General features: G+C 67.7%; 17 protein-coding genes. All 17 read left to right on the top strand.

Annotation, left to right across the window (positions count from 1 at the left end; translation table 11 throughout):
- Positions 1 to 70: 70 nt before the first annotated feature.
- The 17 genes from HDC95_RS04000 to fmt all read left to right on the top strand — a co-directional run bounded on the left by HDC95_RS04000 (position 71) and on the right by fmt (position 24326).
- Positions 71 to 3325 carry a DEAD/DEAH box helicase gene (locus HDC95_RS04000; protein ID WP_259061869.1) on the top strand — a complete coding sequence of 1085 codons (3255 nt, stop codon included), beginning with the start codon at positions 71 to 73 and terminating at the stop codon, positions 3323 to 3325.
- A gap of 182 nt (positions 3326 to 3507) precedes the next feature.
- Entirely contained in the window at positions 3508 to 4902 is a 1395-nt protein-coding gene (locus HDC95_RS03995; RefSeq protein WP_259061868.1) for an MFS transporter, read from the top strand.
- Positions 4903 to 4904: 2 nt separating this feature from the next.
- On the top strand, positions 4905 to 6542 hold the full coding sequence (locus HDC95_RS03990) for an FAD-dependent oxidoreductase (RefSeq protein WP_259061867.1): 1638 nt from the start codon (positions 4905 to 4907) through the stop codon (positions 6540 to 6542).
- Positions 6539 to 8641, top strand: coding sequence for a molybdopterin oxidoreductase family protein (locus tag HDC95_RS03985; RefSeq protein WP_259061866.1), 2103 nt, complete (start codon positions 6539 to 6541; stop codon positions 8639 to 8641). The genes HDC95_RS03990 and HDC95_RS03985 overlap by 4 nt, the downstream gene beginning before the upstream one ends.
- A gap of 93 nt (positions 8642 to 8734) precedes the next feature.
- Complete coding sequence (locus tag HDC95_RS03980) at positions 8735 to 10312, top strand: Rieske 2Fe-2S domain-containing protein (protein ID WP_259061865.1); 1578 nt, start codon at positions 8735 to 8737, stop codon at positions 10310 to 10312.
- An 84-nt stretch (positions 10313 to 10396) separates the two neighbouring features.
- Positions 10397 to 10927, top strand: coding sequence for a bifunctional pyr operon transcriptional regulator/uracil phosphoribosyltransferase PyrR (pyrR, locus tag HDC95_RS03975; RefSeq protein ID WP_259061864.1), 531 nt, complete (start codon positions 10397 to 10399; stop codon positions 10925 to 10927).
- Complete coding sequence (locus HDC95_RS03970) at positions 10924 to 11889, top strand: aspartate carbamoyltransferase catalytic subunit (protein WP_259061863.1); 966 nt, start codon at positions 10924 to 10926, stop codon at positions 11887 to 11889. The genes pyrR and HDC95_RS03970 overlap by 4 nt, the downstream gene beginning before the upstream one ends.
- Positions 11886 to 13190, top strand: a complete 1305-nt coding sequence (locus tag HDC95_RS03965) for a dihydroorotase (RefSeq protein WP_396652669.1) — start codon at positions 11886 to 11888, stop codon at positions 13188 to 13190. Before HDC95_RS03970 ends, HDC95_RS03965 begins: the two co-directional genes overlap by 4 nt.
- Positions 13187 to 13696: a hypothetical protein gene (locus HDC95_RS03960; protein ID WP_259061861.1), complete on the top strand. Its 510-nt coding sequence runs from the start codon at positions 13187 to 13189 to the stop codon at positions 13694 to 13696. The genes HDC95_RS03965 and HDC95_RS03960 overlap by 4 nt, the downstream gene beginning before the upstream one ends.
- Positions 13693 to 14835 (top strand): glutamine-hydrolyzing carbamoyl-phosphate synthase small subunit, encoded by a 1143-nt coding sequence (carA, locus tag HDC95_RS03955; RefSeq protein ID WP_259061860.1) that lies wholly within the window; start codon positions 13693 to 13695, stop codon positions 14833 to 14835. The genes HDC95_RS03960 and carA overlap by 4 nt, the downstream gene beginning before the upstream one ends.
- Entirely contained in the window at positions 14835 to 18122 is a 3288-nt protein-coding gene (gene carB, locus HDC95_RS03950; RefSeq protein ID WP_259061859.1) for a carbamoyl-phosphate synthase large subunit, read from the top strand. Before carA ends, carB begins: the two co-directional genes overlap by 1 nt.
- The gene (gene pyrF / locus HDC95_RS03945; RefSeq protein ID WP_259061858.1) at positions 18119 to 18964 is read left to right on the top strand and encodes an orotidine-5'-phosphate decarboxylase; all 846 of its coding nucleotides are present in this window, start codon (positions 18119 to 18121) and stop codon (positions 18962 to 18964) included. Before carB ends, pyrF begins: the two co-directional genes overlap by 4 nt.
- Complete coding sequence (gene gmk, locus HDC95_RS03940) at positions 18957 to 19862, top strand: guanylate kinase (RefSeq protein ID WP_259061857.1); 906 nt, start codon at positions 18957 to 18959, stop codon at positions 19860 to 19862. Before pyrF ends, gmk begins: the two co-directional genes overlap by 8 nt.
- A 65-nt stretch (positions 19863 to 19927) precedes the next feature.
- The gene (gene rpoZ / locus HDC95_RS03935) at positions 19928 to 20185 is read left to right on the top strand and encodes a DNA-directed RNA polymerase subunit omega (RefSeq protein ID WP_033107065.1); all 258 of its coding nucleotides are present in this window, start codon (positions 19928 to 19930) and stop codon (positions 20183 to 20185) included.
- Between the two features lie 14 nt (positions 20186 to 20199).
- Positions 20200 to 21396 carry a methionine adenosyltransferase gene (gene metK / locus HDC95_RS03930; RefSeq protein ID WP_259061856.1) on the top strand — a complete coding sequence of 399 codons (1197 nt, stop codon included), beginning with the start codon at positions 20200 to 20202 and terminating at the stop codon, positions 21394 to 21396.
- Positions 21397 to 21439: 43 nt separating this feature from the next.
- Complete coding sequence (locus HDC95_RS03925; RefSeq protein ID WP_259061855.1) at positions 21440 to 23380, top strand: primosomal protein N'; 1941 nt, start codon at positions 21440 to 21442, stop codon at positions 23378 to 23380.
- A 25-nt stretch (positions 23381 to 23405) separates the two neighbouring features.
- The gene (gene fmt / locus HDC95_RS03920; RefSeq protein WP_259061854.1) at positions 23406 to 24326 is read left to right on the top strand and encodes a methionyl-tRNA formyltransferase; all 921 of its coding nucleotides are present in this window, start codon (positions 23406 to 23408) and stop codon (positions 24324 to 24326) included.
- The last annotated feature ends 109 nt before the right edge of the window (positions 24327 to 24435 follow it).

The following is a 24435-nucleotide window of genomic DNA, read 5'->3' as shown; positions in this document are numbered from 1 at the left end:
CTCGCACACGTGCGCGCAGGCGCGTGCGGACGTGGAGCGCAGCGTCGGTGCTCGCTGAGAGGATGCCGGTATGCCAGCGCCGTACGTCGATCCCGTTGCCATCCGTCGCCTCACCGACGACGGCGGCTACCGCCGGGGCACCTCCTATCAGCGCTCCGGCATGGTCACCCGAACTTCGTGGGATGACGCGGAGCACGTGCTCACGTCGGTTGTCGCCGGTTCTGCAGAGCACACCTACCGCTGCGCGATCCGATTCTCCGCGGCAGGGGTCACCGCGACGGTCGCTTCGACGTCGTGCAGCTGTCCGGTTCCGCAGGCCTGCAAGCACGTCGTCGCGACGCTCCTGGTGAGCAACGACGACGCCGTGATGGCGGCGGCTGTCGCACCCGACCGGCCGTCCCCGCCCGCATGGCGAATCCTCGTCCCCGCCGCATCCGCGGATACCACAACGCCGATCGCGCTGGGGGTCGAACTGCGCCAGCGTGCGCACAGCGAAGCACACCACTGGTCTCCGCGGCCGGTGCGCCCCGTCACTGCGCGCGAGCTCGCCAAGGGCACGGGTGAATTGCTGCTCGGTATTCGTCCGCTCATGCGCAGCGCCGCGTCCGGTGCGTGGATCCAGGGCGATGTGTCCTGGGACTCTGTGCGCCGATCGGCCGGGGTGTTCGGTCGTGAGCGTGTGCGGTGGTTCGCCGACCTGCTCAGCCTGTCACGTGATTCCCTGCTGTCCGGGACGGCGGGCGACTGGCTCGCCATGGACCTGATCGAGTCCTCGCTGCTGTGGGGACATCTGCGTCAGGGCAGAGCTCTCGGGATCGAATTGATATCGACCCAGAAGAGCACGACTGTGTCGCTCGGCGATGCGGCGGTCCTGTCGGCGGCGCTCACCCGGTTGGACGATGGTTCGCTCAGCGTCGCCGCTGAGGTCGTCGTGGACGAGCGGGCGGTTCCGACAGCATCCGTGCGCGCGATCGGCCACTCGGGCGTCTACGTGGCCGAGTCGATCGGCAGCCGGATCGCCCTCACCCTGGCTGAGGTCGAGCTCAGCGAGCCCGTTCATGCCCTGCTCAAGGCGCAGGGCGCAATCACGGTCTCGAAGCCGGATGAGGCAGCGTTCCTCCGTGAGGCCTACCCTGCGCTGGCGCGGCGTGCGCCGATCCGCACAATCGGCCGGGTGAAACTGCCTGCCGTGCCGCAGCCGCAGCCGACGCTCGTCGTCACATTCCGTACCGGTGACACGATCGACTACACGTTCGAGTGGACGTACAGGGGCTTCGGGCGCTTCCCCCTTTCATCGACGTCGGATGCCGTGCGCGACGACGGTGCCGAGAGGGAGCGTCAGCGAGAACTCGAGCAGCTGTGGAGCGAGCTCTCCGACTCCATCTTCGCGGCGTCGGGCACGTTCCACGACGTCGATGCTGCGGAGTTCGTCGCGCACGTCGTTCCCGCGTTCCAGGCGCAGGGCGTGAGCGTCGTCGAGAACGGCACCCGCAAGGATTACCAGGAGCTCACCGGCACCCCGGAGATCACCGTGTCGACAGTGGAGAGCACCGACGCGGACTGGTTCGATCTCGGCGTCCTCGTGAAGATCGATGGGCGGACGATCCCGTTCACCCCGCTGTTCAAAGCGATGACCAAGGGCAGGCGCAAGCTGCTGCTCGTCGACGGCAGCTACCTGTCGTTGAACCACCCCGCGCTCGATCGGCTCCGTGAGCTGATCGACGAGGCGTCCGAACTTCAGGAGTGGGAGACCGGTCCGCGCATCAGCCGCTACCAGACCGACCTCTGGGAGGAGTTCGAAGATCTCGCGGACGAGGCGCTGCCCGCCGTGAGCTGGCGCGCCACGGCAGAGGGCCTGCGACAGGCGACCGAGGTTCCGACGACACCCGTGCCGGCGGGGCTTCGCGCGGAGTTGCGGCCCTATCAGAAGGACGGTTTCGACTGGCTGGCGTTCCTCTGGGCCCATCGCCTTGGCGGCATCCTCGCCGACGACATGGGACTCGGAAAGACGATCCAGCTGCTGTCACTGGCGCTGCACGCGAAAGAGACGGGGGAGAAGCGTCCGTTCCTCGTCGTCGCGCCGACGTCCGTGCTGGGTTCCTGGCAGCGCGAGGCCGCACGCTTCGCGCCGGGACTGCGCGTGCGCGTGATCGACAGCAGCAGCGTGAAGCGCGATGCGATGGCGGATGCTGCGCAGAACGCCGACGTCGTCATCACCTCGTACACGCTCGTGCGCCTCGACGAGAGGGAGTTCGCCGAGACGCAGTGGGCTGGGCTCATCCTCGATGAGGCGCAGTTCGTGAAGAATCCCAAGACCAAACAGCACCGTGCCGTCGCCGCCCTGCACGCCGACGTCGTCTACGCCGTGAGCGGCACGCCGATGGAGAACAGCCTCACCGACCTCTGGGCGCTGCTCAAGCTCGCAGCCCCCGGCCTGTTCGCGTCAGCCAGGAAGTTCGGCGAGGATTATGTGCAGCCCATCGAGAAGGGCAAGGTCCCGGAGAACGAGGAGGGCGGCGAGTACCGGCAGCGGCGACTGGAGCGGCTGCGACGCCGCATCCGTCCGCTCATGCTGCGCCGCACCAAGCAGCTCGTCGCCGCTGATCTTCCGGAGAAGCAGGAGCAGCACCTGCACGTCGAGCTCAGTCCAGCGCATCGCGCGCTGTACGACACGGTGCTCCAGCGCGAGCGGCAGAAGGTGCTGGGGCTGTTGAAAGACCTCGACCGCAATCGCTTCATAGTGTTCCGCTCGCTCACGATGCTGCGGCTGTTGAGCCTCTCACCGGGTCTGGTGGACCCGGAGGATGCGAAGATCGGGTCGCGCAAGCTCGACGCGCTGCTCGAGCACCTGCAGGAACTTCAGGCCGAGGGGCATCGTGCACTCGTCTTCAGCCAGTTCACGTCGTACCTGCAGGAGGCGGCGGCGCGTCTCGATCAGGCCGGCATCGCCTATGCCTATCTTGACGGCTCGACCAGGAGCCGGCCGCAGGTGATCGACGGGTTCAGGGCGGGGGAGCAGCCCGTGTTCCTCATCAGCCTGAAGGCCGGCGGATTCGGTCTCACTCTCACGGAGGCCGACTACGTCTTCCTGCTCGATCCCTGGTGGAATCCGGCCGCAGAGGCGCAGGCCGTCGACCGCACGCACCGCATCGGGCAGCAGAAGCCGGTCATGGTGTATCGGATGATCTCATCGGGCACGATCGAGGAGAAGGTGCTGGCGCTTCAGGAGCGCAAGGCGCGCCTGTTCACGGCTGTGATGGACGACGAGGAGATGTTCGCCCAGTCACTCACGGCCGACGACATCCGCGGGCTGTTCGAGAGCTGAGCGCACGACGTCCGCCTGTGTTTCGTGCACATGACATGGTCCTCACCGATGACGATCGCACGCGTGACGCAGAAGTGATCGGGCGTTAACGCGCGCCGCGGTCGCCCGAAACACCGCGCTCCTATCGTCGGTGACATACCGTCCGGGCCATCTCGGATCCGACTGTCCCAGGGAGCGCAGCCATGGTCACATCCGCCGTCTCAAGATCACAGGACCAGTCCGCGCGCACGCCGGTTCTCACCAGACGGTCGGGACGCTGGCTCGACGGGTTCGATCCGGAGAGCACCGAGTTCTGGAACACGCAGGGTCGCCCGATCGCACGGCGCAACCTCGGCTGGTCGATCTACGCGGAGTTCCTCGGCTTCATCATCTGGCAGTTGTGGAGCGTCGTGGTCGTGCTGCTGCCTGCGGCGGGCTTCGCGTTCACCAGCGCCGAGACGTTCTGGCTGCTCTCGGTGCCGAGCCTCGTCGGAGCGACGCTGCGCTTCCCCTACACATTCATGGTGCCGCGGTTCGGCGGCCGCAACTGGACGATCGTCTCCGCTCTTCTGCTGCTGATCCCGGCGTCGCTGCTGGCGATCGCGGTGGGTAATCCCGACACGCCGTTCTGGCTGATGCTGGTCATCGCGGCTCTCGCCGGCTTCGGAGGGGGCAACTTCGCCAGCTCCATGGCGAACATCACGTATTTCTTCCCTCAGCGAGAGAAGGGCTGGGCGCTCGGCCTCAACGCTGCGGGCGGCAATCTCGGCACTTCGGTCGCGCAGTTCTTCGTCCCTGTCGTGGTCTCGGTCGGTGCCGGCATCGGGCTCGGTCTGCCACTGGCAGGCTGGATGTGGGTGCCGTTCATCCTGGTCGCCGCCTGGGGCGCATGGCGGTACATGGACAATCTGTCGTCCGCCAAGGCCGATCTCGCCGGTTCCGCAGCAGCGCTGCGCGAACCGCACCTGTGGCTGCTCTCGTTGCTGTACATCGGCACCTTCGGCTCGTTCATCGGGTTTTCCAGCGTCTTCCCGAAGCTGATCGTGGATGAGTTCCCCGAGTTCTCCGCTCTGCACATCGGCGCAGCCGTCGTCTCTCTGGCATTTCTGGGCGCACTCGTCGGTTCTCTCTTCCGACCGCTCGGCGGGCGCCTGGCAGACCGGTTCGGTGGGGCGCGAGTGACCGTCGCCGCCTTCGCAGTCATGGCGGTCGGCGCGTTCGGCATACTCGGAGTGCTCGCGCTCGGACAGTTCTGGCTGTTCCTCGTCTGCTTCCTGGTGCTCTTCGCCGCCACCGGAGTCGGGAACGGCTCGACGTACCGGATGATCCCCATCGTCTTCTCCGCCAGCGCCGTCGCCCGACGCGAAGGCGACGCTGCCGCGGTGGCCCGCCGTGCAGCTGCGGCACTCGGGCTCATCTCCGGGATCGGCGCATACGGCGGCTTCGTCGTGCCCCAGGTGCTCAACGCTTCGCAGTCGGCCTCTGGCGGCTACGAAGCGGCGTTCGTCGGGTTCGGCATCGCCTATATCGTGCTTCTTCTCGTCACGGTCGTCTTCTACGCCGTGCCTCGTGCCTCCCTCGACGGACGGCGGATCTGAGCGTGTCGGAGGACGCACGCCTCCGAGTCGTGATCGTCGGTTTCGGGCCGGTCGGCGCTCGCCTGTGCGAAGAGCTGCTTCCCGCGGTGAAGACGGGGCTGATCGACCTCACGGTCGTCGGCGCCGAGAAGGAGGTGCCATACAATCGCGTCCTCGTGGCCGAGATGACGGTCGATCGGGCGGATGCCGCGAGCATCACCCTGCACGACCCGCAGGAGAGCGTCGACGCAGGCGTGCGTGTGCATCTCGGCACGAGGGTCATCGGCATCGACCGGGCGAGCAAGCAGGTCGAGATGTCGACCGGAGAGAGCGTGCCATACGACCGCCTGGTGCTCGCGACAGGGGCTCGCGCGAACGTACCAACCCTGACCGGGATCGATCGACCGGCCTTCGACCTGTCCTCCCTGTCCAGAGCGGGGGCAGGCGCCATCGGGGCAGACCCTGTGCTGCCGATGGGAGTGACCGTGCTGCGAGACCTCGCTGATGCCGAACGCATTCGTGCCGCTGTACAGGAGAGGGCACGGATCATCGTGCTGGGCGCCGGGGTTCTCGGTCTGGAGTTCGCCCTGCTGGCGGCGAAGGCAGGAGCCGAGGTCGGCGTGGTGCATCACGGGGCGACGCCCATGCCGCGCAGCCTCGATCGGGGCTCAGGCATCGTGCTCTCGCGCGCGCTGCGCGCCAGCGGGGTGACGGTGTACGCGCACAGCCGGGCCGAAGCTGTCGCCTTTCGAACGGACGGCGACAGCACGCGTACATTTGATGCGCTGGTCACGGCTGACGGCAACTACGTCCGAGGAGACCTGCTGGTGCTCTCATGCGGAGTCGGCGCCCGAGCGGAGCTCGCGACCATGTCGGGCTTGCGCACCGCTATGGGGATCGTGGTCGACGAACAGCTGCGTTGCTGGACCGATGCGGATGTCTTCGCGATCGGCGACTGCGCGCACATCGTGGAGCACACGGCCGAGACAGATGCCCTGACGCGTCTGCCGGGTGCGCCGTCCGGACTCATCGGTCCAGGATGGCGGCAGGCCGAGTGGCTCGCTCGTCGGCTCACGGCTGAGGCCTCCGGCGTCACTCTGCCCTCGGCAGCGCCGACCGAACGGGACTCGGTCGTCATGCTGAAGTCCGATGAGATCGATGTGACGGCGGTGGGAGACGTCGATGTGGATGTCTGGGAATCGCCGCTGCCCGACGAGCCCGCACCGCATCGGCATGTCGCCGAGTGGGCTGACCCGCAGCACGGTCGCTATCTCAAACTGGTGACCAGAGACGGGATCCTCGAAGCGTTCGCCTGCGTCGGGATGCCGCGCACCAGTGCCGAGCTCACCCTGCTGTACGACCGTGGCAGTGAGCTGCCCGCCGATCGCTCGCTGCTGCTGCGGTTCGACGGTGCTGATGACGGTGCGGCCGCGAGCGCAGACGCCTTCGCCCCTACGTCCACCGTCTGCTGGTGCAACGGCGTCACCGTCCAGCGCGTCGAGGACGCGGTCGCCGCGGGCAGCGACACAGTGGCATGCATAGGTCGCGACATCCGCGCCGGCACTGGCTGCGGGGGCTGCAAGCCGCGTCTCGCAGAACTTCTCGAGAGATTCGCGTCTGCAGAGCACGTCGCCCCGGCGGAACAGGCCGCACCCGCATGAGCGTGGCCACCCACACGCATTGCCCGTACTGCGCACTGCAGTGTGCGATGACGCTCACACCGAGAACAGCAGACGCCGCGATCGACGAACCGTCGCTGACAGTGACCGGGCGGTCCTTCCCGACCAATCGTGGCGGCCTGTGCAAGAAAGGGTGGACATCCTCGATCCTGCTGGACTCCGATGATCGCATCCGCACACCCCTCATCCGAGACGCTCACGGCGAGCTGGTGCCGTCGGAGTGGTCTGAGGCGCTCGACCTTCTCGCCCAGCGCATCCGCGCGCTGCAGGACGAGTCAGGACCGGACAGCATCGGCGTGTTCGGCGGCGGTGGTCTCACGAACGAGAAGGCCTATCAGCTGGGCAAGTTCGCTCGTATCGCGCTCGGCACATCGCGTATCGACTACAACGGGCGCTTCTGCATGTCGTCCGCCGCCGCAGCCGCGAATCGCGCGTTCGGCATCGACCGCGGGCTGCCGTTCCCGCTGACCGATCTGGACGGCGCGAAGACGGTCCTGATGCTGGGCTCGAACGTCGCAGCGACCATGCCCCCGTTCCTGTCGCACCTCGCCGGCGTCCGTGAGGCCGGTGGCCTCATCGTCGTCGATCCACGCCGCAGCGCGACGGCACGGCTGACCGAAGAAGGGCAGGGGATGCACCTTGCGCCCGCGCCGGGAACAGACCTGGAGCTGCTGCTCGGTCTCACGCACATCGTGATCGCGGAGGGGCTGTTCGACGCCGCGGAGATCGAGGCGCACACCGACGGATTCGACGATCTGCGTCGCAGTGTGGCCGCCTGGTGGCCGGCACGTGTGCAGCAGTTGACAGGCGTGCCCGTCCGCGTGCTGCGAGACGTGGCGAGGCGACTGTCCTCCGGAGCGGAGACCTTCATCCTGACCGGGCGTGGCATCGAGCAGCATGCCGATGGCACCGACACCGCGACCGCGGCCATCAACCTCGCGCTGATCCTCGGACTGCCCACGCGGCCAGGCAGCGGCTACGGCACTCTCACCGGGCAGGGCAACGGGCAGGGCGGCCGCGAGCACGGCCAGAAGTGCGACCAACTGCCGGGATATCGCAAGATCACCGATCCCGTCGCGCGTGCACACGTCGCCGCAGTTTGGGGCGTTGACCCCGAAGACCTTCCCGGACCAGGTCTGCCCGCTGTGCAGCTGCTCGCCTCCGTCGACGAGCCGGACGGAATCAGAGCACTGCTCGTGCACGGGTCCAATCCGGTCATCTCCGCCCCGGATGCGGGCGCCGTGCGCGAACGTCTCGGACGGCTGGAGCTTCTCGTGGTCTGCGACTTCTTCCTCTCCGAGACCGCGGCCATGGCTGACATCGTCCTCCCGGTGACGCAGTGGGCCGAGGAAGAGGGCACGATGACGAACCTCGAGGGGCGAGTGATCCGACGCAGACGCGCGACGAACCCGCCAACGGGCGTGCGCAGTGAACTGTGGATCTTCGCCGAACTCGCGCGTCGGCTGGATGCCCCTGGGCGTTTCGACGTCGATCCCGCACTCGTGTTCGACGAACTCGCCCGCGCCTCCGCCGGCGGCATCGCCGACTACTCCGGACTCAGCCATGATCTGCTCGACGACGACCGCGACGCCTACTGGCCCTTTCCGATCGGAAGCGAGGGCACTCCACGGCCGCTGCTGGGTGGATACCGCCATCCCGACGGCCGAGCCCGCATCGTGGCGGTGTCCGTCAGTGAGCGACCCGAGAGCGCGGCGACCGGAGGTGAGCTCGCGCTCATCACCGGCCGGCTGCTCGAGCACTACCAATCCGGTGCACAGACGCGACGGGTGCCGGAGTTGATGGTCGCGCGCAGTGCGCTCGAGGTGACGATGCATCCATCCACCGCGGCTGATCGAGGGCTCCGCGACGGAGACCAGGCGACGCTCGAGAACAGCCGAGGCACCGTGACGGCGAGGGTTGCGACGAGCGTCGAGATCCGGCCTGACACGGTATTCCTGCCATTCCACTTCGCCGACGCGCACAGCGCGAACCTGCTGACGAACGACGCCACCGACCCCATCTCGGCGATGCCGGAGTTCAAGACGGCGATCGTGCAGGTGCGTGCGGCCGCGGCCCACTGAAGTCAGCACTGCGATCGTCTCGCCCGGCCCGGCCTCGGCGTGCGCTCAGAGGGCCCCGGGTACAATCGTGAGGTCAATCTCAGAAGGAGCGCAATGCGGATCACGGGGCTCGGCCATGCCGGAATGTTCATCGAAACGGTCGGCGGAAGCATCATCTGCGACCCCGTGATGGGCCCTTCGTTCTTCGGCTCCTGGTTCCCGTTCCCCGACAACCGCGGGCTCGACTGGGAGAAGCTCGGGCGGGAGGCAGACTTCCTGTACATCTCCCACCGACACCGCGACCACTTCGATCCGGCGCTGCTGCAGCGCTACATCCGCAAGGACATCGAGGTGCTGCTGCCGGACTACCCGATCGACGACCTCGAGAAGGACATCCGCGCCCTCGGCTACGACAACATCACCTACGCGCCCGCAGGTGAGGTCATCGAACGCGGTGCGCTGAAGCTCATGATCACGCCGCTGAGAGCCCCGAGCGACGGCCCGATCGGGGATTCCTCGCTCAGCGTCGACGACGGCACCGCATCCGTGCTCAATCAGAACGACTCGCATCCGCTCGACCTCGAGAAGCTGCTGAGCTTCGGCAAGCCAGACGCGTACTTCACGCAGACCTCTGGCGCGATCTGGTGGCCGATGGTCTACGACCTGCCGCAGGACGCGAAGCAGAACTTCGCCCGCCTCAAGCGCGACGCGCAGAACAAGCGGGCGATGTTCTACATCGAGAAGGTCGACGCACCCCACGTGTTCCCGATGGCCGGCCCGCCGATGTTCCTGCGTGACGAGCTGTTCAAGTACAACGGCTTCGGCCAGGACGACGACTCGATCTTCACGGATCAGAAGCAGTTCCTCGCGCACCTCAGGGAGAAGGCTCCGCAGTACGACGGCCGGCTGTTCGTGCCCGGCACCGTCGTCGAGCTCGATCACGCCGACATGACGATCACCCAGACGCTGTACACGGATGCCGAGATCGCCCACATCTTCGACGAGAAGTGGGAGTACCTCGAATCTCAGCGCACGAGCCGCCAGCAGGAGATCCGCGATGAAGAGGCATCTCGGGCGGCGATCATCCCGCCGGCGGAGATGCTCGAGACGCTGAAGACATGGTGGGAGCCGCTGCTGAAGAAGTCGCGCACGATCCGCCTCGGCGTCGGGGGCAACGTGCGGTTCCGCATCGGCGACCTCGACATGGTGGTCGACTTCCCACGGGCGAAGGTCCGCGAGTACGCCGGGGAGGAGTGCATCTACTGGTACACGATCCCCGCCGATCTGGTCTCGACGAACATCCGAGACCGCGAGATCGACTGGTCGAACTCGATCTTCCTCTCGATGCAGTTCCACGTGGGCCGAAGCGGCAAGTTCAACGAGTTCCTCACGACCTTCCTCAAGTGCCTCTCGGTCGACCGCATCGAGTACGTCGAGAACTGGTACTCCGAGCAGACCGATCAGACCGAGGATGCCGAGATCGGCGACTGGGTCGTGCAGCGCCGCTGCCCGCATCTGCGCGCCGATCTCACCAAGACGGGCAAGGTCGACGAGGACGGCGTGCTGACCTGCAGCATGCACGACTGGAAGTGGGACCTGAAGACGGGGAAGTGCCTGAGCACCACCGGTCATCCGATCCGGGCGGCGAAGGTCGACGACGTCACTGACGAGGCGCTGCGCCTCGGCGCCTGAGCGTCATCGGGTGGATCACTCCGCTAAGCTGGATCAACAAGCAACCTTTAACACCGTCCAGAGAGGCGGAGAAGGGAGCGGTGGATGAGCGCACGCACTGTGCTGCACGAAGCCGATATCTCGCGGGCTCTGACCCGTATCGCGCATGAGATCCTCGAATCCAACCGAGGAGCTGAGAACCTCGTCCTGCTGGGCATCCCCACCCGCGGAGTCACTCTCGCCCACCGCCTCGGCGCACTGATCAGCAGCATCGCCCAGACGTCGGTCCAGGCCGGCTCCCTCGATGTGACCCTGTTCCGCGACGATCTCGCCAAGCATCCGACCCGGTCACCGCAGCCCACCGAGATCCCCGCCGGCGGCATCGACGGCAAGACCGTCGTGCTCGTCGATGACGTGCTGTTCTCCGGGCGCAGCATCCGCGCCGCACTCGATGCGATCCAGTCGATCGGTCGCCCCTCGACCGTGCGCCTCGCGATCCTCATCGATCGTGGACATCGGGAGCTCCCGATCCGCCCCGACTTCGTCGGCAAGAACATCCCGTCCTCCCGCCAGGAGCGCGTCAACGTGCGCCTGTTCGAGAACGACGGCGCCGAGGCGGTGACGATCGGAGAATGAGACACCTCCTCGACACCCGAACCCTCGATCGGGCGAATGCCCTTCGCATCCTCGACATCGCCGAGGACATGTCCGACACGCAGTCACGCGAGCACAAGAAGCTGCCCACGCTGCGCGGCAAGACAGTGGTGAACCTCTTCTTCGAAGACTCCACCCGCACGCGCATCTCCTTCGAAGCCGCAGCCAAGCGGCTCTCGGCGGATGTCATCAACTTCGCAGCCAAGGGCTCCAGCGTGTCGAAGGGCGAGAGCCTGAAGGACACCGCGCAGACCCTGCAGGCGATGGGTGCGGATGCCGTCGTCATCCGTCACCACGCCTCAGGGGCGCCGCGCACGCTCGCGACCAGCGGCTGGATCACGGCCGGGGTCGTCAACGCCGGCGACGGTACGCACGAGCACCCCACCCAGGCGTTGCTCGACGCGTTCACCATTCGCAAGCGCCGGTTCGGCGCTGACAGCCGTGGTCGCGATCTGTCCGGCCTCCGGGTCGTGATCGTGGGCGATGTGCTGCACTCACGGGTCGCACGTTCGAACGTCTGGCTGCTCACGACACTCGGTGCCGAGGTCACGCTGGTCTCGCCGCCGACGCTGGTTCCGCAGAACGTCTCGCAGTGGCCGGTGCGTGTGCTCTACGACCTCGATGAGGCTCTAGCCGACGGCCCTGACGCCGTGATGATGCTGCGCATCCAGCTCGAACGGATGAACGCCGCGTATTTCCCGAGTGAGCGGGAGTATTCCCGGCGCTGGGGGCTGGATGCCGTGCGTGCGGCCACGCTTCCGGACGATAGCATTGTGATGCACCCCGGACCCATGAATCGCGGCCTGGAGATCTCCGCCGAAGCCGCGGACTCGCCGCGCTCGACGGTGCTGGAACAGGTCACCAACGGTGTGTCCGTGCGCATGGCGGTGCTCTACCTGCTGCTGGCAGGAGAACGAGACGACGAACGAGGAGAAGACAGCTGATGGACACCCTCGTGATCACCGGGGCACAGCTTCTCGGAGCAGAGGCCGCCGACATCGTGGTGGAGAACGGCCTGATCGCCGAGATCGGCACGGGACTCAGCCGCACCGGCGCCCGCGTCGTCGACGCGAACGGTCTCGTCGCTCTCCCTGGACTCGTCGACCTGCACACGCACCTGCGCGAGCCGGGCTATGAGGCGTCCGAGACGATCCTCACCGGGACCAGGGCCGCCGCAGCCGGTGGTTTCACCGCCGTCTTCGCCATGCCGAACACGTCGCCCGTCGCAGATTCCGCCGGCGTCGTCGAGCAGGAACTCGCCCTCGGCGAGGCCGCAGGCTACGCCACGGTTCAGCCGATCGGCGCCGTCACCGTTGGGCAGAAGGGCGAACGGCTCGCTGAGCTCGGCGCCATGGCCGCATCTCGTGCCAAGGTGCGCGTGTTCAGCGACGACGGCTTCTGCGTCTTCGACCCGCTGATCATGCGGAGGGCGCTCGAGTACGTGAAGTCGTTCGGCGGCGTCATCGCGCAGCACGCTCAGGATCCGCGCCTCACCGAGGGCGCGCAGATGAATGAGGGCACGGTGTCCGCCGAACTCGGCCTCGCCGGCTGGCCCGCGGTCGCAGAGGAATCGATCATCGCCCGCGACGTGCTGCTCGCCGAGCACGTGGGATCGCGTCTGCACGTATGCCACCTGTCCACCGCCGGGTCCGTCGACATCATCCGCTGGGCCAAGAAGCGCGGCATCAGCGTCACCGCAGAAGTCACCCCGCATCACCTGCTGCTGACGGATGAGCTCGTGCGCGGTTACGACGCGAAGTACAAGGTCAACCCTCCGCTGCGCCGAGAAGAGGACGTGCTCGCCGTGCGCGAGGGCCTCGCCGACGGCACGATCGACATCGTCGCCACAGACCACGCCCCGCACCCCAGCGAGAACAAGGCGTGCGAATGGCAGGCCGCAGCCAACGGCATGGTGGGACTCGAGAGCGCGCTGCGTGTCGTGCACCAGTCGATGGTGCAGACCGGTCTGATCGGGTGGGCCGATGTCGCACGCGTCATGAGCGCGACGCCTGCGCGTATCGGACTCCTCGAGGGCCACGGCACGCCGTTGGAGGCCGGTCAGCCCGCGCAGATCACGTTGTACGACCCGGATGCGGCCGGCACCTTCACCGCCGCTGACCTGCACGGTCGCAGCCGCAACTCGCCGTACCTCGGACGCGACCTGCCGGGCCGTGTCGAGTGGACGATCCACAACGGCGTCGTCACTGTCGAATCCGGCGCAGTCGTGGAAGAGCTAACCGCATGAGCATGCGAGACATCGCTGTCGCCATCACCATCGTGGTGGCGGTGCTGATCCTGCTGTCCATGTACCTCGCGTGGCGGCGACGCCTCCGACGCGACGGTGTGCACGCCGCGCCGATGGGCGTCCCCGAGCACGCCGAGGTCCTGACACGGCACGAGGTGCTGTACGTCTCGACGACACGGCACGACCAGCCGCTGGAGCGCCTGGCGATCACGCCGCTCGCATACCGGGCACGCGGCGAGATCGCCGTCACCGACCGCGGCGCCGCGCTCTGCCTGGACGGCGCGCCCACCGTCTTCCTCGCATCCGCGAAACTCGTGCAGGTCGACCGTGCGACAGTCACGATCGACCGCGTCGTGGAGCCGAACGGCCTCGTCCGACTCGCGTGGAACATGTCCGACGACACGATCGTCGACTCGTACGTGCGTGTCACGACCGGCGATCCCCAGAACCTCATCTCAGAACTCCAGCGGCTCATCCCCGCGAAAGACACAGGAGCCGAATCATGACACTCCCAGATCCCGCCGTCCTCGTCCTCGAAGACGGCACCCGCCACACGGGCCGCGCCTACGGCGCACGGGGCACCACACTCGGTGAGGTCGTCTTCTCTACCGGCATGAGCGGGTACCAGGAAACACTGACCGATCCGTCCTACGCCGGCCAGATCGTGCTGCAGACCGCGCCCCACATCGGCAACACCGGAATGAACGATGAAGACACCGAGTCGCGCCGCATCTGGGTCGCCGGCTACATCGTGCGCGATCCCTCTCGCGTGGTGTCGAACTGGCGTGCGAACGCATCGCTGGACGAGATCCTCGTCCGCGACGGCATCATCGGCATCAGCGGCATCGACACCCGCTCGATCACACGCCACATCCGCTCCGCCGGTTCGATGAGGGGCGGCGTCTTCTCCGGAGCGGATGCTGCGCTGGATGCTGACGAGCAGCTGCGCCTCGTGCAGCAGGCTCCCGAGATGAGCGGCCAGAACCTCTCGGCCCAGGTTTCGGTCGACGTCACCACGGTCACGATGCCGGTAGGGGAGCGCATCGGCAATCTCGCAGTGCTCGACCTCGGTGTGAAGCAGGCCACCATCGACAATCTGGCAGGCCGCGGCTTCGAGGTGCACGTACTGCCGCAATCCGCGACGATCCAGGACATCCTTGCGATCGAACCCGTCGCCGTGTTCTATTCGAACGGGCCCGGTGATCCGGCGGCATCCGGCGATCACGTCGCTCTGCTGCGCAACGTGCTCGATGAAGGCCTGCCCTTCTTCGGCATCTGCTTCGGCAACCAGCTGCTCGGGCGCGCCCTCGGCCTCGGCACCTACAAGCTCCCGTTCGGCCACCGCGGCATCAACCAGCCCGTGCTCGACAAGACCACTGGCAAGGTCGAGATCACCGCGCACAACCACGGCTTCGCGGTGGAGGCGCCCCTGGAGGGCACCTTCGACAGCCCGAACGGCTACGGCAAGGTGGAGGTCAGCCACATCGGCCTCAACGACAACGTGGTCGAAGGGCTTCGCGCCCTCGACATCCCGGCCTTCTCTGTGCAGTACCACCCCGAGGCCGCCGCCGGTCCGCACGACGCCAACTACCTCTTCGACCGCTTCCGCGACCTGGTCGTCGCGACTGTGAAGGACGCCAAGTAATGCCAAAGCGCGACGACATCAAATCCGTCCTCGTCATCGGATCCGGCCCGATCGTGATCGGCCAGGCCTGCGAGTTCGACTACTCCGGAACCCAGGCGTGCCGCGTACTGCGCGAGGAGGGCGTCCGCGTCATCCTCGTCAACTCCAACCCGGCCACGATCATGACCGACCCGGACTTCGCGGACGCGACGTACATCGAGCCGATCACGTGGCAGGTCATCGAGACGATCATCGCCAAGGAGAAGCCCGATGCGATCCTTCCGACGCTCGGCGGCCAGACAGCGCTGAACGCCGCGATCGAACTGCACAACCACGGCATCCTGGAGAAGTACGACGTCGAGCTGATCGGCGCCAGCTTCGAGGCGATCAACAAAGGCGAGGATCGTCAGATCTTCAAGCAGCTGGTGCTCGACGCCGGTGCAGACGTCGCGAAGAGCCGCATCGCCCACACCATGGACGAGGTTCTCGCGGCAGCCGATGAGCTGGGCTATCCGCTCGTCGTGCGTCCGAGCTTCACCATGGGAGGTCTCGGCTCCGGCTTCGCCTACGACGAGAAGGACCTCCGCCGCATGGCGGGTGCAGGCCTTCACGACTCGCCGACCAGCGAGGTGCTCCTCGAAGAGTCGATCCTCGGCTGGAAGGAGTACGAGCTCGAGCTCATGCGCGACACCGCAGACAACACGGTCGTCGTGTGCTCCATCGAGAACGTCGACGCCGTGGGCGTGCACACCGGCGACTCCATCACAGTCGCCCCCGCACTCACGCTGACCGATCGCGAGTACCAGAAGCTGCGCGACATCGGCATCGACATCATCCGCGCCGTGGGCGTCGACACCGGCGGCTGCAACATCCAGTTCGCGATCGACCCGGCCGACGGCCGCATCATCGTGATCGAGATGAACCCCCGCGTCTCGCGCTCCAGCGCCCTGGCTTCGAAGGCCACCGGATTCCCGATCGCCAAGCTCGCCGCCAAGCTCGCGCTCGGCTACCGCCTCGACGAGATCCCGAACGACATCACCGGTGTCACCCCTGCGAGCTTCGAGCCCACGCTCGACTACGTGGTCGTCAAGGTGCCGCGCTTCGCGTTCGAGAAGTTCCCGGCTGCGGACACGAGGCTGACCACCACCATGAAGTCGGTCGGTGAGGCCATGGCGATCGGCCGCAACTACGCTACGGCGCTGCAGAAGGCCCTCCGCTCGCTCGAGAAGCGCGGCTCCAGCTTCCACTGGGGCGAGGAGACACGCACGGCCGCGGAGCTGCTCGAGATCGCGAAGACCCCGACCGATGGCCGCATCGTCGTGCTGCAGCAGGCGCTGCGCAAGGGCGCGACGATCGAGCAGGCGTTCGATGCCACCGCCATCGATCCGTGGTTCCTCGACCAGATCGTGCTGATCAACGAGGTCGCCGAGACAGTCCGCAACGCCGCTGCGCTCGATGCCGACACGCTCCGCTACGCGAAGGAGCATGGCTTCTCCGACGCGCAGCTCGCCCAGATCCGCGGCATCGACGAGGCCGAGGTGCGCGGCGTCCGCCACGGCCTCGGCATCCGTCCTGTCTACAAGACGGTCGACACATGCGCGGGGGAGTTCCCCGCACTCACGCCGTACCACTACTCGAGCTACGACTTCGAGACCGAGGTCGCGCCGTCGGACCGCACCAAGGTCGTCATCATCGGCTCGGGTCCGAACCGCATCGGCCAGGGCGTCGAGTTCGACTACTCCTGCGTGCACGCGTCGTTCGCGCTGTCCGACGCCGGCTACGAGACCGTGATGGTCAACTGCAACCCCGAGACCGTCTCCACCGACTACGACACCTCCGACCGGCTGTACTTCGAGCCGCTCACCCTTGAGGACGTGCTCGAGGTGCTCGACGCGGAAGCCGCGAGCGGCACCATCCTCGGCGTCGTCTGCCAGCTCGGCGGTCAGACCCCCCTCGGGCTCGCGAAGGGCATCGAAGCGGCCGGCTACACCGTCCTCGGCACGAGCCCTGAAGCGATCGACATCGCCGAGGAGCGCGAGCTGTTCTCACAGCTGCTGAACTCCGCGGGCCTCGTCGCTCCGCGTCACGGCACGGCCACCGACGTGGAGGGTGCGGTCGTCATCGCCGAGGACATCGGTTACCCCGTGCTGGTGCGCCCGAGCTTCGTGCTCGGCGGACGCGGCATGGAGATCGTGTACGACACCGCGAGCCTGCGCGACTACTTCGTGCGCACGGCAGGCGAGGTCATCGTCGGCCCAGGAACCCCGCTGCTGGTCGACCGCTTCCTCGACGACGCGATCGAACTCGACGTCGACGCGCTCTACGACGGGAACGAGCTGTACATCGGCGGAGTGATGGAGCACCTCGAAGAGGCCGGCATCCACTCCGGCGACTCCAGCTGCACGCTGCCCCCCATCTCGCTCGGACGCAGCGACATCGACCGCATTCGCATCGCGACCCTCGCGATCGCCGAGGGCGTCGGCGTGCGCGGCCTGCTGAACGTGCAGTTCGCGATCAGCGCCGGCGTGCTCTACGTCATCGAGGCGAACCCTCGCGCCAGCCGCACGGTGCCGTTCGTCTCGAAGGCGCTCGGCATCCCGCTGGCGAAGGCCGCGAGCCGCATCATGGTCGGCGCCACGATCGACGAGCTCAAGAACGAGGGCCTGCTGCCGATCTCCGATGGATCGCGCGTGCCGCTCGGTGCGCCGGTCGCCGTCAAAGAGGCGGTGCTGCCGTTCAAGCGGTTCCGCACCAAGGACGGCAAGATCGTCGACTCCGTGCTGGGCCCGGAGATGCGCTCGACCGGCGAGGTCATGGGCATCGACAAGGACTTCCCGACCGCGTTCGCGAAGAGCCAGGCAGCGGCATACGGCGGGATGCCGACCTCAGGCACGGTGTTCATCTCGGTCGCCGACGCGGACAAGCGCGCTGTGATCCTGCCCGCGCACCGCCTGCAGCAGCTCGGATTCAACCTCGTCGCCACAGAGGGAACCGCCGAGATCCTGTCGCGTAACGGCATCGCCGTCACCGTGGTGTCGAAGTACAGCGAGACGCTCGAGAACGGCGAGCAGAACATCGTCGACCTCATCAACGACGGCGAGATCGACATCATCGTGAACACGCCCTCCGGCGGGGCCGCGCGAGCGGACGGATATGAGATCCGCGCCGCGGCAGTCGCCGCAGACAAAGCGCTGTTCACGACGATGGCTGTTCTCGGTGCCGCCGTCAGCGGTATGGACGCCGCCGATGAGAGCTTCGAGGTCAAGAGCCTGCAGGAGTACGCGATCGACCGCGAGGCAGCTCTGTGAGCGGACGATTCGGGGAGCGGATCAGGGCTGCGCTGAGCGCCCATGGGCCGCTCTGCGTGGGAATCGACCCGCACCGGGCGCTCCTGGCCTCCTGGGGGCTCGATGATTCCGCCGCCGGAGCTCGCGAGTTCGGGCTTCGAACCGTGGATGCCGCGGCAGGGCGCATCGCCGCCGTGAAGCCGCAGGTGTCGTTCTTCGAGCGCTTCGGATCCGCGGGGTTCGCCGCGCTGGAGGAGGTGCTCGCCGCCGCACGCGCCGCAGACCTCGTCGTGATCGCCGATGCGAAACGCGGCGACATCGACACGACGATGGACGCATACGCCGCGGCGTGGCTCACACCGGGGTCGCCGCTGGAGGCGGACGCGCTCACGGTGAACCCGTTCCTCGGCGTCGGTGCACTAGAGAGCACATTCGCTCTCGCCGAAGGATCGGGCAAAGGCGTCTTCGTGCTCGCTGCGACGAGCAACCCTGAGGCGAGCGCCGTGCAGCGCGCACGTTCGACGGACGCGCAGACCGTATCCGCCGCGATCATCGATGAGGTCAGCTCACGCAGCGCGCGCTCGACAACGGACGGTGAATGGGCCAGCCTGGGTTTCGTGATCGGTGCGACAGTGGACTGGACGGATGCCGGCATCGCCGCGTTCACGCCGGCCGCACCGATCCTCGGGCCGGGATTCGGTGCACAGGGAGCCGGTCCCGGTGATCTCCTCGCACGATTCGGCACGCACGCCTCGATGGTCATCGCCTCCGAGAGCCGCAGCATCCTCTCGGCTGGCCCCGACGCGCTCATCGCAGCCATCGACGCCCGCGCCGCGGAGTACCGGGAGGCACTGAATGTCTGAACGCCGCGTTCCCGAAGTCGACCGCGCGGCCGCCGCGCGACGCGCTGTCGAACGACGCCGTGCGAGAGCGTCGCTCAAACGCGATCTGACCACGAGAGTCGTCGCTCCGCAGATCGTCGCCGCGCAGGCGTTCGCCGACGCGGAGTCCGTTGCCGGCTCAATGCGCATCACCGATTTCCTGCTCGCGCTTCCCGCGATCGGCGTCGGCAAGCGCGACCGGATCCTCGTCGAACTCGACATCTCGCCGGTCAAGCGCCTTGGTGGGCTCGGCGTGCGTCAGCGCGTCACCCTCCGCCATTGGCTCGATGAGCGCTTCCCGCTGCAGAGCCCGCGCTCAGGACGGAGCCGGCTGCTGGTTCTTGCGGGCCCGACGGCCGTCGGCAAGGGCACCGTCGCCGCTCATATCCGCGAGAACCACCCCGATATCCACCTTTCGATCTCCGCGACCACGAGGCCGCCACGCCCGGGAGAGATCGACGGCGTGCACTACTTCTTCGTGGACGACGCCGAGTTCGATCGGATGATCGCCGAAGACGCCCTGCTGGAGCACGCCGTCGTGCACAACCGCTCCCGCTACGGCACGCCCCGCGCCCCGATCGACAAGGCGCTCTCCGAGGGCAAGACCGTGCTTCTCGAGATCGATCTTCAGGGAGCGCGCCAGGTGCGCGCGGCAGAGCCGTCTGCGACGCTCATCTTCCTGCTGCCGCCCTCATGGGACGAATTGGTCCATCGATTGGTCGGTCGCGGCACCGAGGACGAGGAGGAGCGGGCGCGCAGACTGCGCACCGCGAAGATCGAATTGGCGGCTCAGAGCGAGTTCGATTACCGCATTGTGAACGAGGACGTCGCCACTGCCGCTCGCGAGGTCGTAGAATTGTCCGAGGCGACTGCGCGCTGAGGGTATTCGCGCGCCTGCCGATTCGACTTCGCGACGAACCCGTCGCCTGATCTGGAGGTCCCACCATGGCCGGACACCACACCAAGGGCATCATCGACCCGCCGATCGACAACCTGCTCGACCGCGTCGAGTCGAAGTACGAGCTGGTCATCTACGCATCCAAGCGCGCGCGTCAGATCAACGACTACTACGCCGACCTCCACGAGGGCAACCTCTTCGACAACGTCGGACCGCTGGTGGATTCGTCTGTCGAGGACAAGCCGCTCACCATCGCGCTCCACGAGATCAACGAGGACAAGCTGCGCCTTCGCCACGCTGAGTGAAGGCAGCTTCCTCGATGAGCGCACTGCGCCTTTTCACCTCTGAGTCCGTCACCGAGGGGCACCCGGACAAGATCTGCGACCAGATCTCCGACAGCATCCTCGACGGTCTGATCGCCCAGGACACCGGATCACGTGTCGCCGTGGAGACCCTGGTCACCACGGGCCTTGTGCATGTCGCAGGCGAGATCCGTACCGAGGCGTACGTCGACATCCCCACGATCGTCCGACAGGTCGTGAACGGGATCGGTTACACCTCGAGTGAGACGGGCTTCGACGGCGACTCCTGCGGCGTCAGCGTCTCGGTGGGGGAGCAGTCCAGCGACATCGCGCACGGCGTCGATCAGGCGCGGGAGCAGCGCGACGGCAGTTCCGTCGACGCGCTCGACGGACTGGGCGCCGGCGACCAGGGCATCATGTTCGGGTTCGCGACGATCGAGACGCCCGAGTTCATGCCCATGGCAGGTCACACGGCGCACCGCATCGCCGAACGGCTCACCGAGGTGCGTCGCTCCGGCGAACTCGCATATCTGCGACCCGACGGCAAGACGCAGGTCACGCTCGGCTACGAGGGCTTCACACCCAAGACCATCGACGCCGTCGTGCTCTCGACGCAGCACCATCCCGATATCTCGCAGGATGAGCTCAAGGAGCAGGTGCGCCGACTCGTCATCGACCCGGTGCTCGAGGGCACAGGGCTCGAGATGCCGACCGACGACCGCTACTTCATCAACCCCGCAGGACCCTTCGTCACCGGCGGACCGAAGGGCGATGCCGGGCTGACCGGTCGCAAGATCATCATCGACACGTACGGAGGCGCGGCGCGCCACGGCGGTGGGGCCTTCAGCGGCAAAGACCCGTCCAAGGTCGACCGTTCAGGTGCCTATGCCATGCGCTGGGTCGCCAAGAACGCTGTCGCCGCCGGACTCGCCGAGCGGCTCGAGGTTCAGGTCGCCTACGCGATCGGCGTCGCGCGCCCCGTCGGCCTCTACGTCGAGACCTTCGGCACCGGCAAGGTCTCGAACGAGGTGATCACGGAGGCGATCCGTCAGGTGTTCGACCTGCGCCCGCAGGCGATCATCGAGCAGCTCGACCTGCTGCGTCCGATCTATCGTCAGACCGCGGCGTACGGCCACTTCGGCCGGGAGCTCGCGGACTTCACCTGGGAGCGCACGGACCGCGCCGACGAGCTCCGCCGCGCAGCCGGACTCTGATGCACGGGCGCGGGGCGCGGATGCCCACGCGCGGAGCCCGGCGTTGAGCCGGCGCATCGCGAGGGTGCTGCTGGACTCTCCGCTGCCGCAGCTGGATCGCCTGTTCGACTACGCACTGCCCGAAGAGCTCGGCGAGGTGCCGGTCGGCGTACGCGTGCGCGTGCCGCTGCGCACCGCCGGGCGGATGATCGACGCGTACGTGGTCGAGATCGCGGAGGAGAATGACGCCGAGCGCCCGCTCTCCACGGTCGAGACGGTCGTCTCCACCGCTGCGGTGCTCCCGGAGCGGCTCTACCGTCTTGCCCGCAGGACGGCGGATCGCGCGGCCGGTTCAGCGAGCGACATCCTCCGGCTCGTCATCCCGAAGCGGCAGGTGCGCGTCGAGAAGGCATGGAAAGGCGATGCCGAGGCAGCGGTGCCTGTGCCGGCCGCGGTCGAGCGCGCCGATGCCGTGCTCGCGGAGTACGACGCTCTCACCGCCGCGCTCGACACCGGTGAACGCGCCGCTGTCGAGGCGATTCCCGGCGTTCGCGATGGCGTTCTGCGGTGGACCGAGCTGCTTGCCGCGGCCGCGACACGGATGCTGGCATCCGGTCGCTCCACGATCCTCGTCGTGCCGGATCATCGTGACGTCGACCGATTGCTGAACACGCTGGAGTCGTTCCTTCCTGCCGAGGCGATCGTGCGGCACGACTCCCGACAGACCAACCCCGATCGGTATCGCGCGTTTCTGCGCACTCTGGAAGATGCGCCCTGCGTCGTGGTCGGCAACCGCTCTGCGGTCTACTCGCCGGTACAGGCAGGGCTGGTCGCGATCTGGGACGATGGCGATTCGCTGCTCGGGGAGCCGCTCGCCCCGTACGTGCACGCGCGCGACGCCGCGCTGCTGCGACAGGAGCAGGAGAGCTCGGCCCTGATGCTCGCCGGGCATACCCGTACGACAGACGCCGAGCGTCTCGTGGCGCGCGGCTGGCTGAAGGACATCCATGCCGCGAGGCGTGTGCTGCCCAAGGTCGTGCTGAGCACACCGCAGGAGATGGAGCAGCCGGCGCAGCGAGTGCACTCCAGTGCGTTCGGCGCAGCGCGGAGGGCCACGGAAGAGGGCCCGGTGCTGGTGCAGGTCTCACGCCCCGGATTCTCGCCGACCCTCGTCTGCGCCGAATGCCGTGCTCCGGCGCGCTGCCAACCGTGCGGCGGTCCGCTCGGCGCGAGGCATCGCGGCGCCGTGCCGGTGTGCGGATGGTGCGGACGCTCGGCGCGAGCGTGGGCATGCCCTTCATGCTCCTCGACGAAGCTGCGGCTCGCGTCCTCTGGCAGTGAGCGGACCGCCGACGAGCTCGGCCGCGCGTTCCCCGGCATCCGTGTGATCATCGCCGATGGTGCTCATCCGGTGGAGCAGGTGTCCGACAAGCCTGCTCTCGTGGTCGCGACCCGCGGCGCCGAGCCGGTCGCCGACGGCGGATACCGTGCCGTCGTGCTCCTCGACGGCACGAGGATGCTGCAGGCGCCCGATCTGCGCGTCGGGGAGTCGTGCCTGCGCTGGTGGTCGAACGCCGCCGCCCTGGCAGCTCCCGGCGCGCCCATCCACCTCGTCGGCGTCGACGGCCCTGTCGGCCGGGCGCTGGCCACGTGGAACCAGGCCGGCTATGCACGCTCAGAACTCGAGGAGCGCGCTCCGCTGCACATGCCCCCGGCCGCTCGCGTCGCGCTCGTCGAGGGACTGCCGGCATCCGTCGACCGCGCTCTGGCCGACCTCCGAGCGCTGCCACTGCCCGCCGACGCCATTCTCGGACCCGTGCCCATCGAGAGCGACGAAGGCCGCGTGCGTGCTCTCGTGCGCTTCGAGTACGCGGCGGGCAACGCCGTTGCGACGAGCCTTCGCGCCGCCGTCGTCGCCGAGGCGGTCAAGCGCCGCCGAGGCCGAGGTCAGAGCAACCGCAGCCCGCTGTCACTTCGGCTCGATATCCTCGATCCTGAGCTGTGACACCCATTCCATCCGGAGAACCTTCATGCGACTCGTCTTCGCCGGCACGCCGGCCGCCGCCATACCCACGCTGCGCACGCTCGCGGCGTCTCACGAGGTCGTGGCCGTCGTCACGCGCCCGGATGCGCCACTGGGGCGCAAGCGCGTGCTGACGTCATCGCCGGTGGCGCAGGCGGCTGAAGAACTCGGCCTGCCGATCATCAAAGCCGCGCGGTTGGATGACGAGGCGACCGGCCGCATCACGGCGCTGCGGCCGGAGCTCGGCGTCATCGTCGCGTACGGCGGACTCGTCCGCGAGCCGCTGCTCTCGACGCCCGAGCACGGCTGGATCAACCTGCACTTCTCGCTTCTGCCGGCCTGGCGCGGTGCTGCCCCCGTGCAACGCGCGCTCATCGCCGGGGTCGCCGAGCTGGGGGTGAGCGTGTTCCAGCTCGTTCCCGCGCTGGACGCCGGCGCCGTATTCGGTGCGCGTGTCGTGCCGTTGCCGCCCGATGCCAACGCGGACGTCGTGCTCGACGTGCTCGCGTACGACGGTGCCGGCCTCACCGCCGAGGTCGTCGCCGGCATCGCGAGCGGCACCGCTGTCGCCGTGCCGCAGGAGGGCGAGGTGTCGCTGGCGCCGAAGCTCACGCTCGAGGACGGCGTGCTCGACTGGACCGTTCCCGTCGAAGAGATCTATTCGCGCTTCCGCGGAGTGACTCCGGAGCCCGGTGCGCACACCACCGTCGGAGCGCTGCGGGTGAAGGTGCTCGACGCCGCTCCGGCCGTCGACTCTGAGCCGCTGGCACCCGGTGAGATCGCCGCGACCACGCACGCCCTGCTGATCGGCACCGCCACGACGCCTCTCGAAGTGCGGCGGGTGCAGCCGGCCGGAAAGGCGCCGATGAAGGCGACGGACTGGTGGCGCGGCTTCCGCGGCGACGATACGATCCGAGCCGGCGCATGAACGGCGACAACAGGCGCGAGAGCCGCCGCGAGAGTGGGAAGAACCGTGCGCCTGCGCGCTCGCCCCGGCCCCAAGGATCGTCCGAGACGCGGCGGTCGACGCGGAACTC

Origin of the sequence: Microbacterium sp. AK031 (assembly GCF_024807145.1) — a bacterium.
In the GTDB taxonomy this organism is placed as follows: Bacteria; Actinomycetota; Actinomycetes; order Actinomycetales; family Microbacteriaceae; genus Microbacterium.
Note: the sequence above shows the minus strand (reverse complement) of the source record. Positions and strands in the feature narration are given on the sequence as shown.

Bases quoted from the DNA above. Each gene is read 5' to 3' on its own strand.
- rpoZ (WP_033107065.1), top strand. From the start codon at position 19,928: ATGGCCGGACACCACACCAAGGGCATCATCGACCCGCCGATCGACAAC.
- HDC95_RS04000 (WP_259061869.1), top strand. From the start codon at position 71: ATGCCAGCGCCGTACGTCGATCCCGTTGCCATCCGTCGCCTCACCGAC.
- HDC95_RS03970 (WP_259061863.1), top strand. From the start codon at position 10,924: ATGAGACACCTCCTCGACACCCGAACCCTCGATCGGGCGAATGCCCTT.
- carA (WP_259061860.1), top strand. From the start codon at position 13,693: ATGACACTCCCAGATCCCGCCGTCCTCGTCCTCGAAGACGGCACCCGC.
- HDC95_RS03960 (WP_259061861.1), top strand. From the start codon at position 13,187: ATGAGCATGCGAGACATCGCTGTCGCCATCACCATCGTGGTGGCGGTG.
- HDC95_RS03995 (WP_259061868.1), top strand. From the start codon at position 3,508: ATGGTCACATCCGCCGTCTCAAGATCACAGGACCAGTCCGCGCGCACG.
- fmt (WP_259061854.1), top strand. From the start codon at position 23,406: ATGCGACTCGTCTTCGCCGGCACGCCGGCCGCCGCCATACCCACGCTG.
- gmk (WP_259061857.1), top strand. From the start codon at position 18,957: ATGTCTGAACGCCGCGTTCCCGAAGTCGACCGCGCGGCCGCCGCGCGA.
- carB (WP_259061859.1), top strand. From the start codon at position 14,835: ATGCCAAAGCGCGACGACATCAAATCCGTCCTCGTCATCGGATCCGGC.
- metK (WP_259061856.1), top strand. From the start codon at position 20,200: ATGAGCGCACTGCGCCTTTTCACCTCTGAGTCCGTCACCGAGGGGCAC.
- pyrR (WP_259061864.1), top strand. From the start codon at position 10,397: ATGAGCGCACGCACTGTGCTGCACGAAGCCGATATCTCGCGGGCTCTG.
- HDC95_RS03985 (WP_259061866.1), top strand. From the start codon at position 6,539: ATGAGCGTGGCCACCCACACGCATTGCCCGTACTGCGCACTGCAGTGT.
- HDC95_RS03980 (WP_259061865.1), top strand. From the start codon at position 8,735: ATGCGGATCACGGGGCTCGGCCATGCCGGAATGTTCATCGAAACGGTC.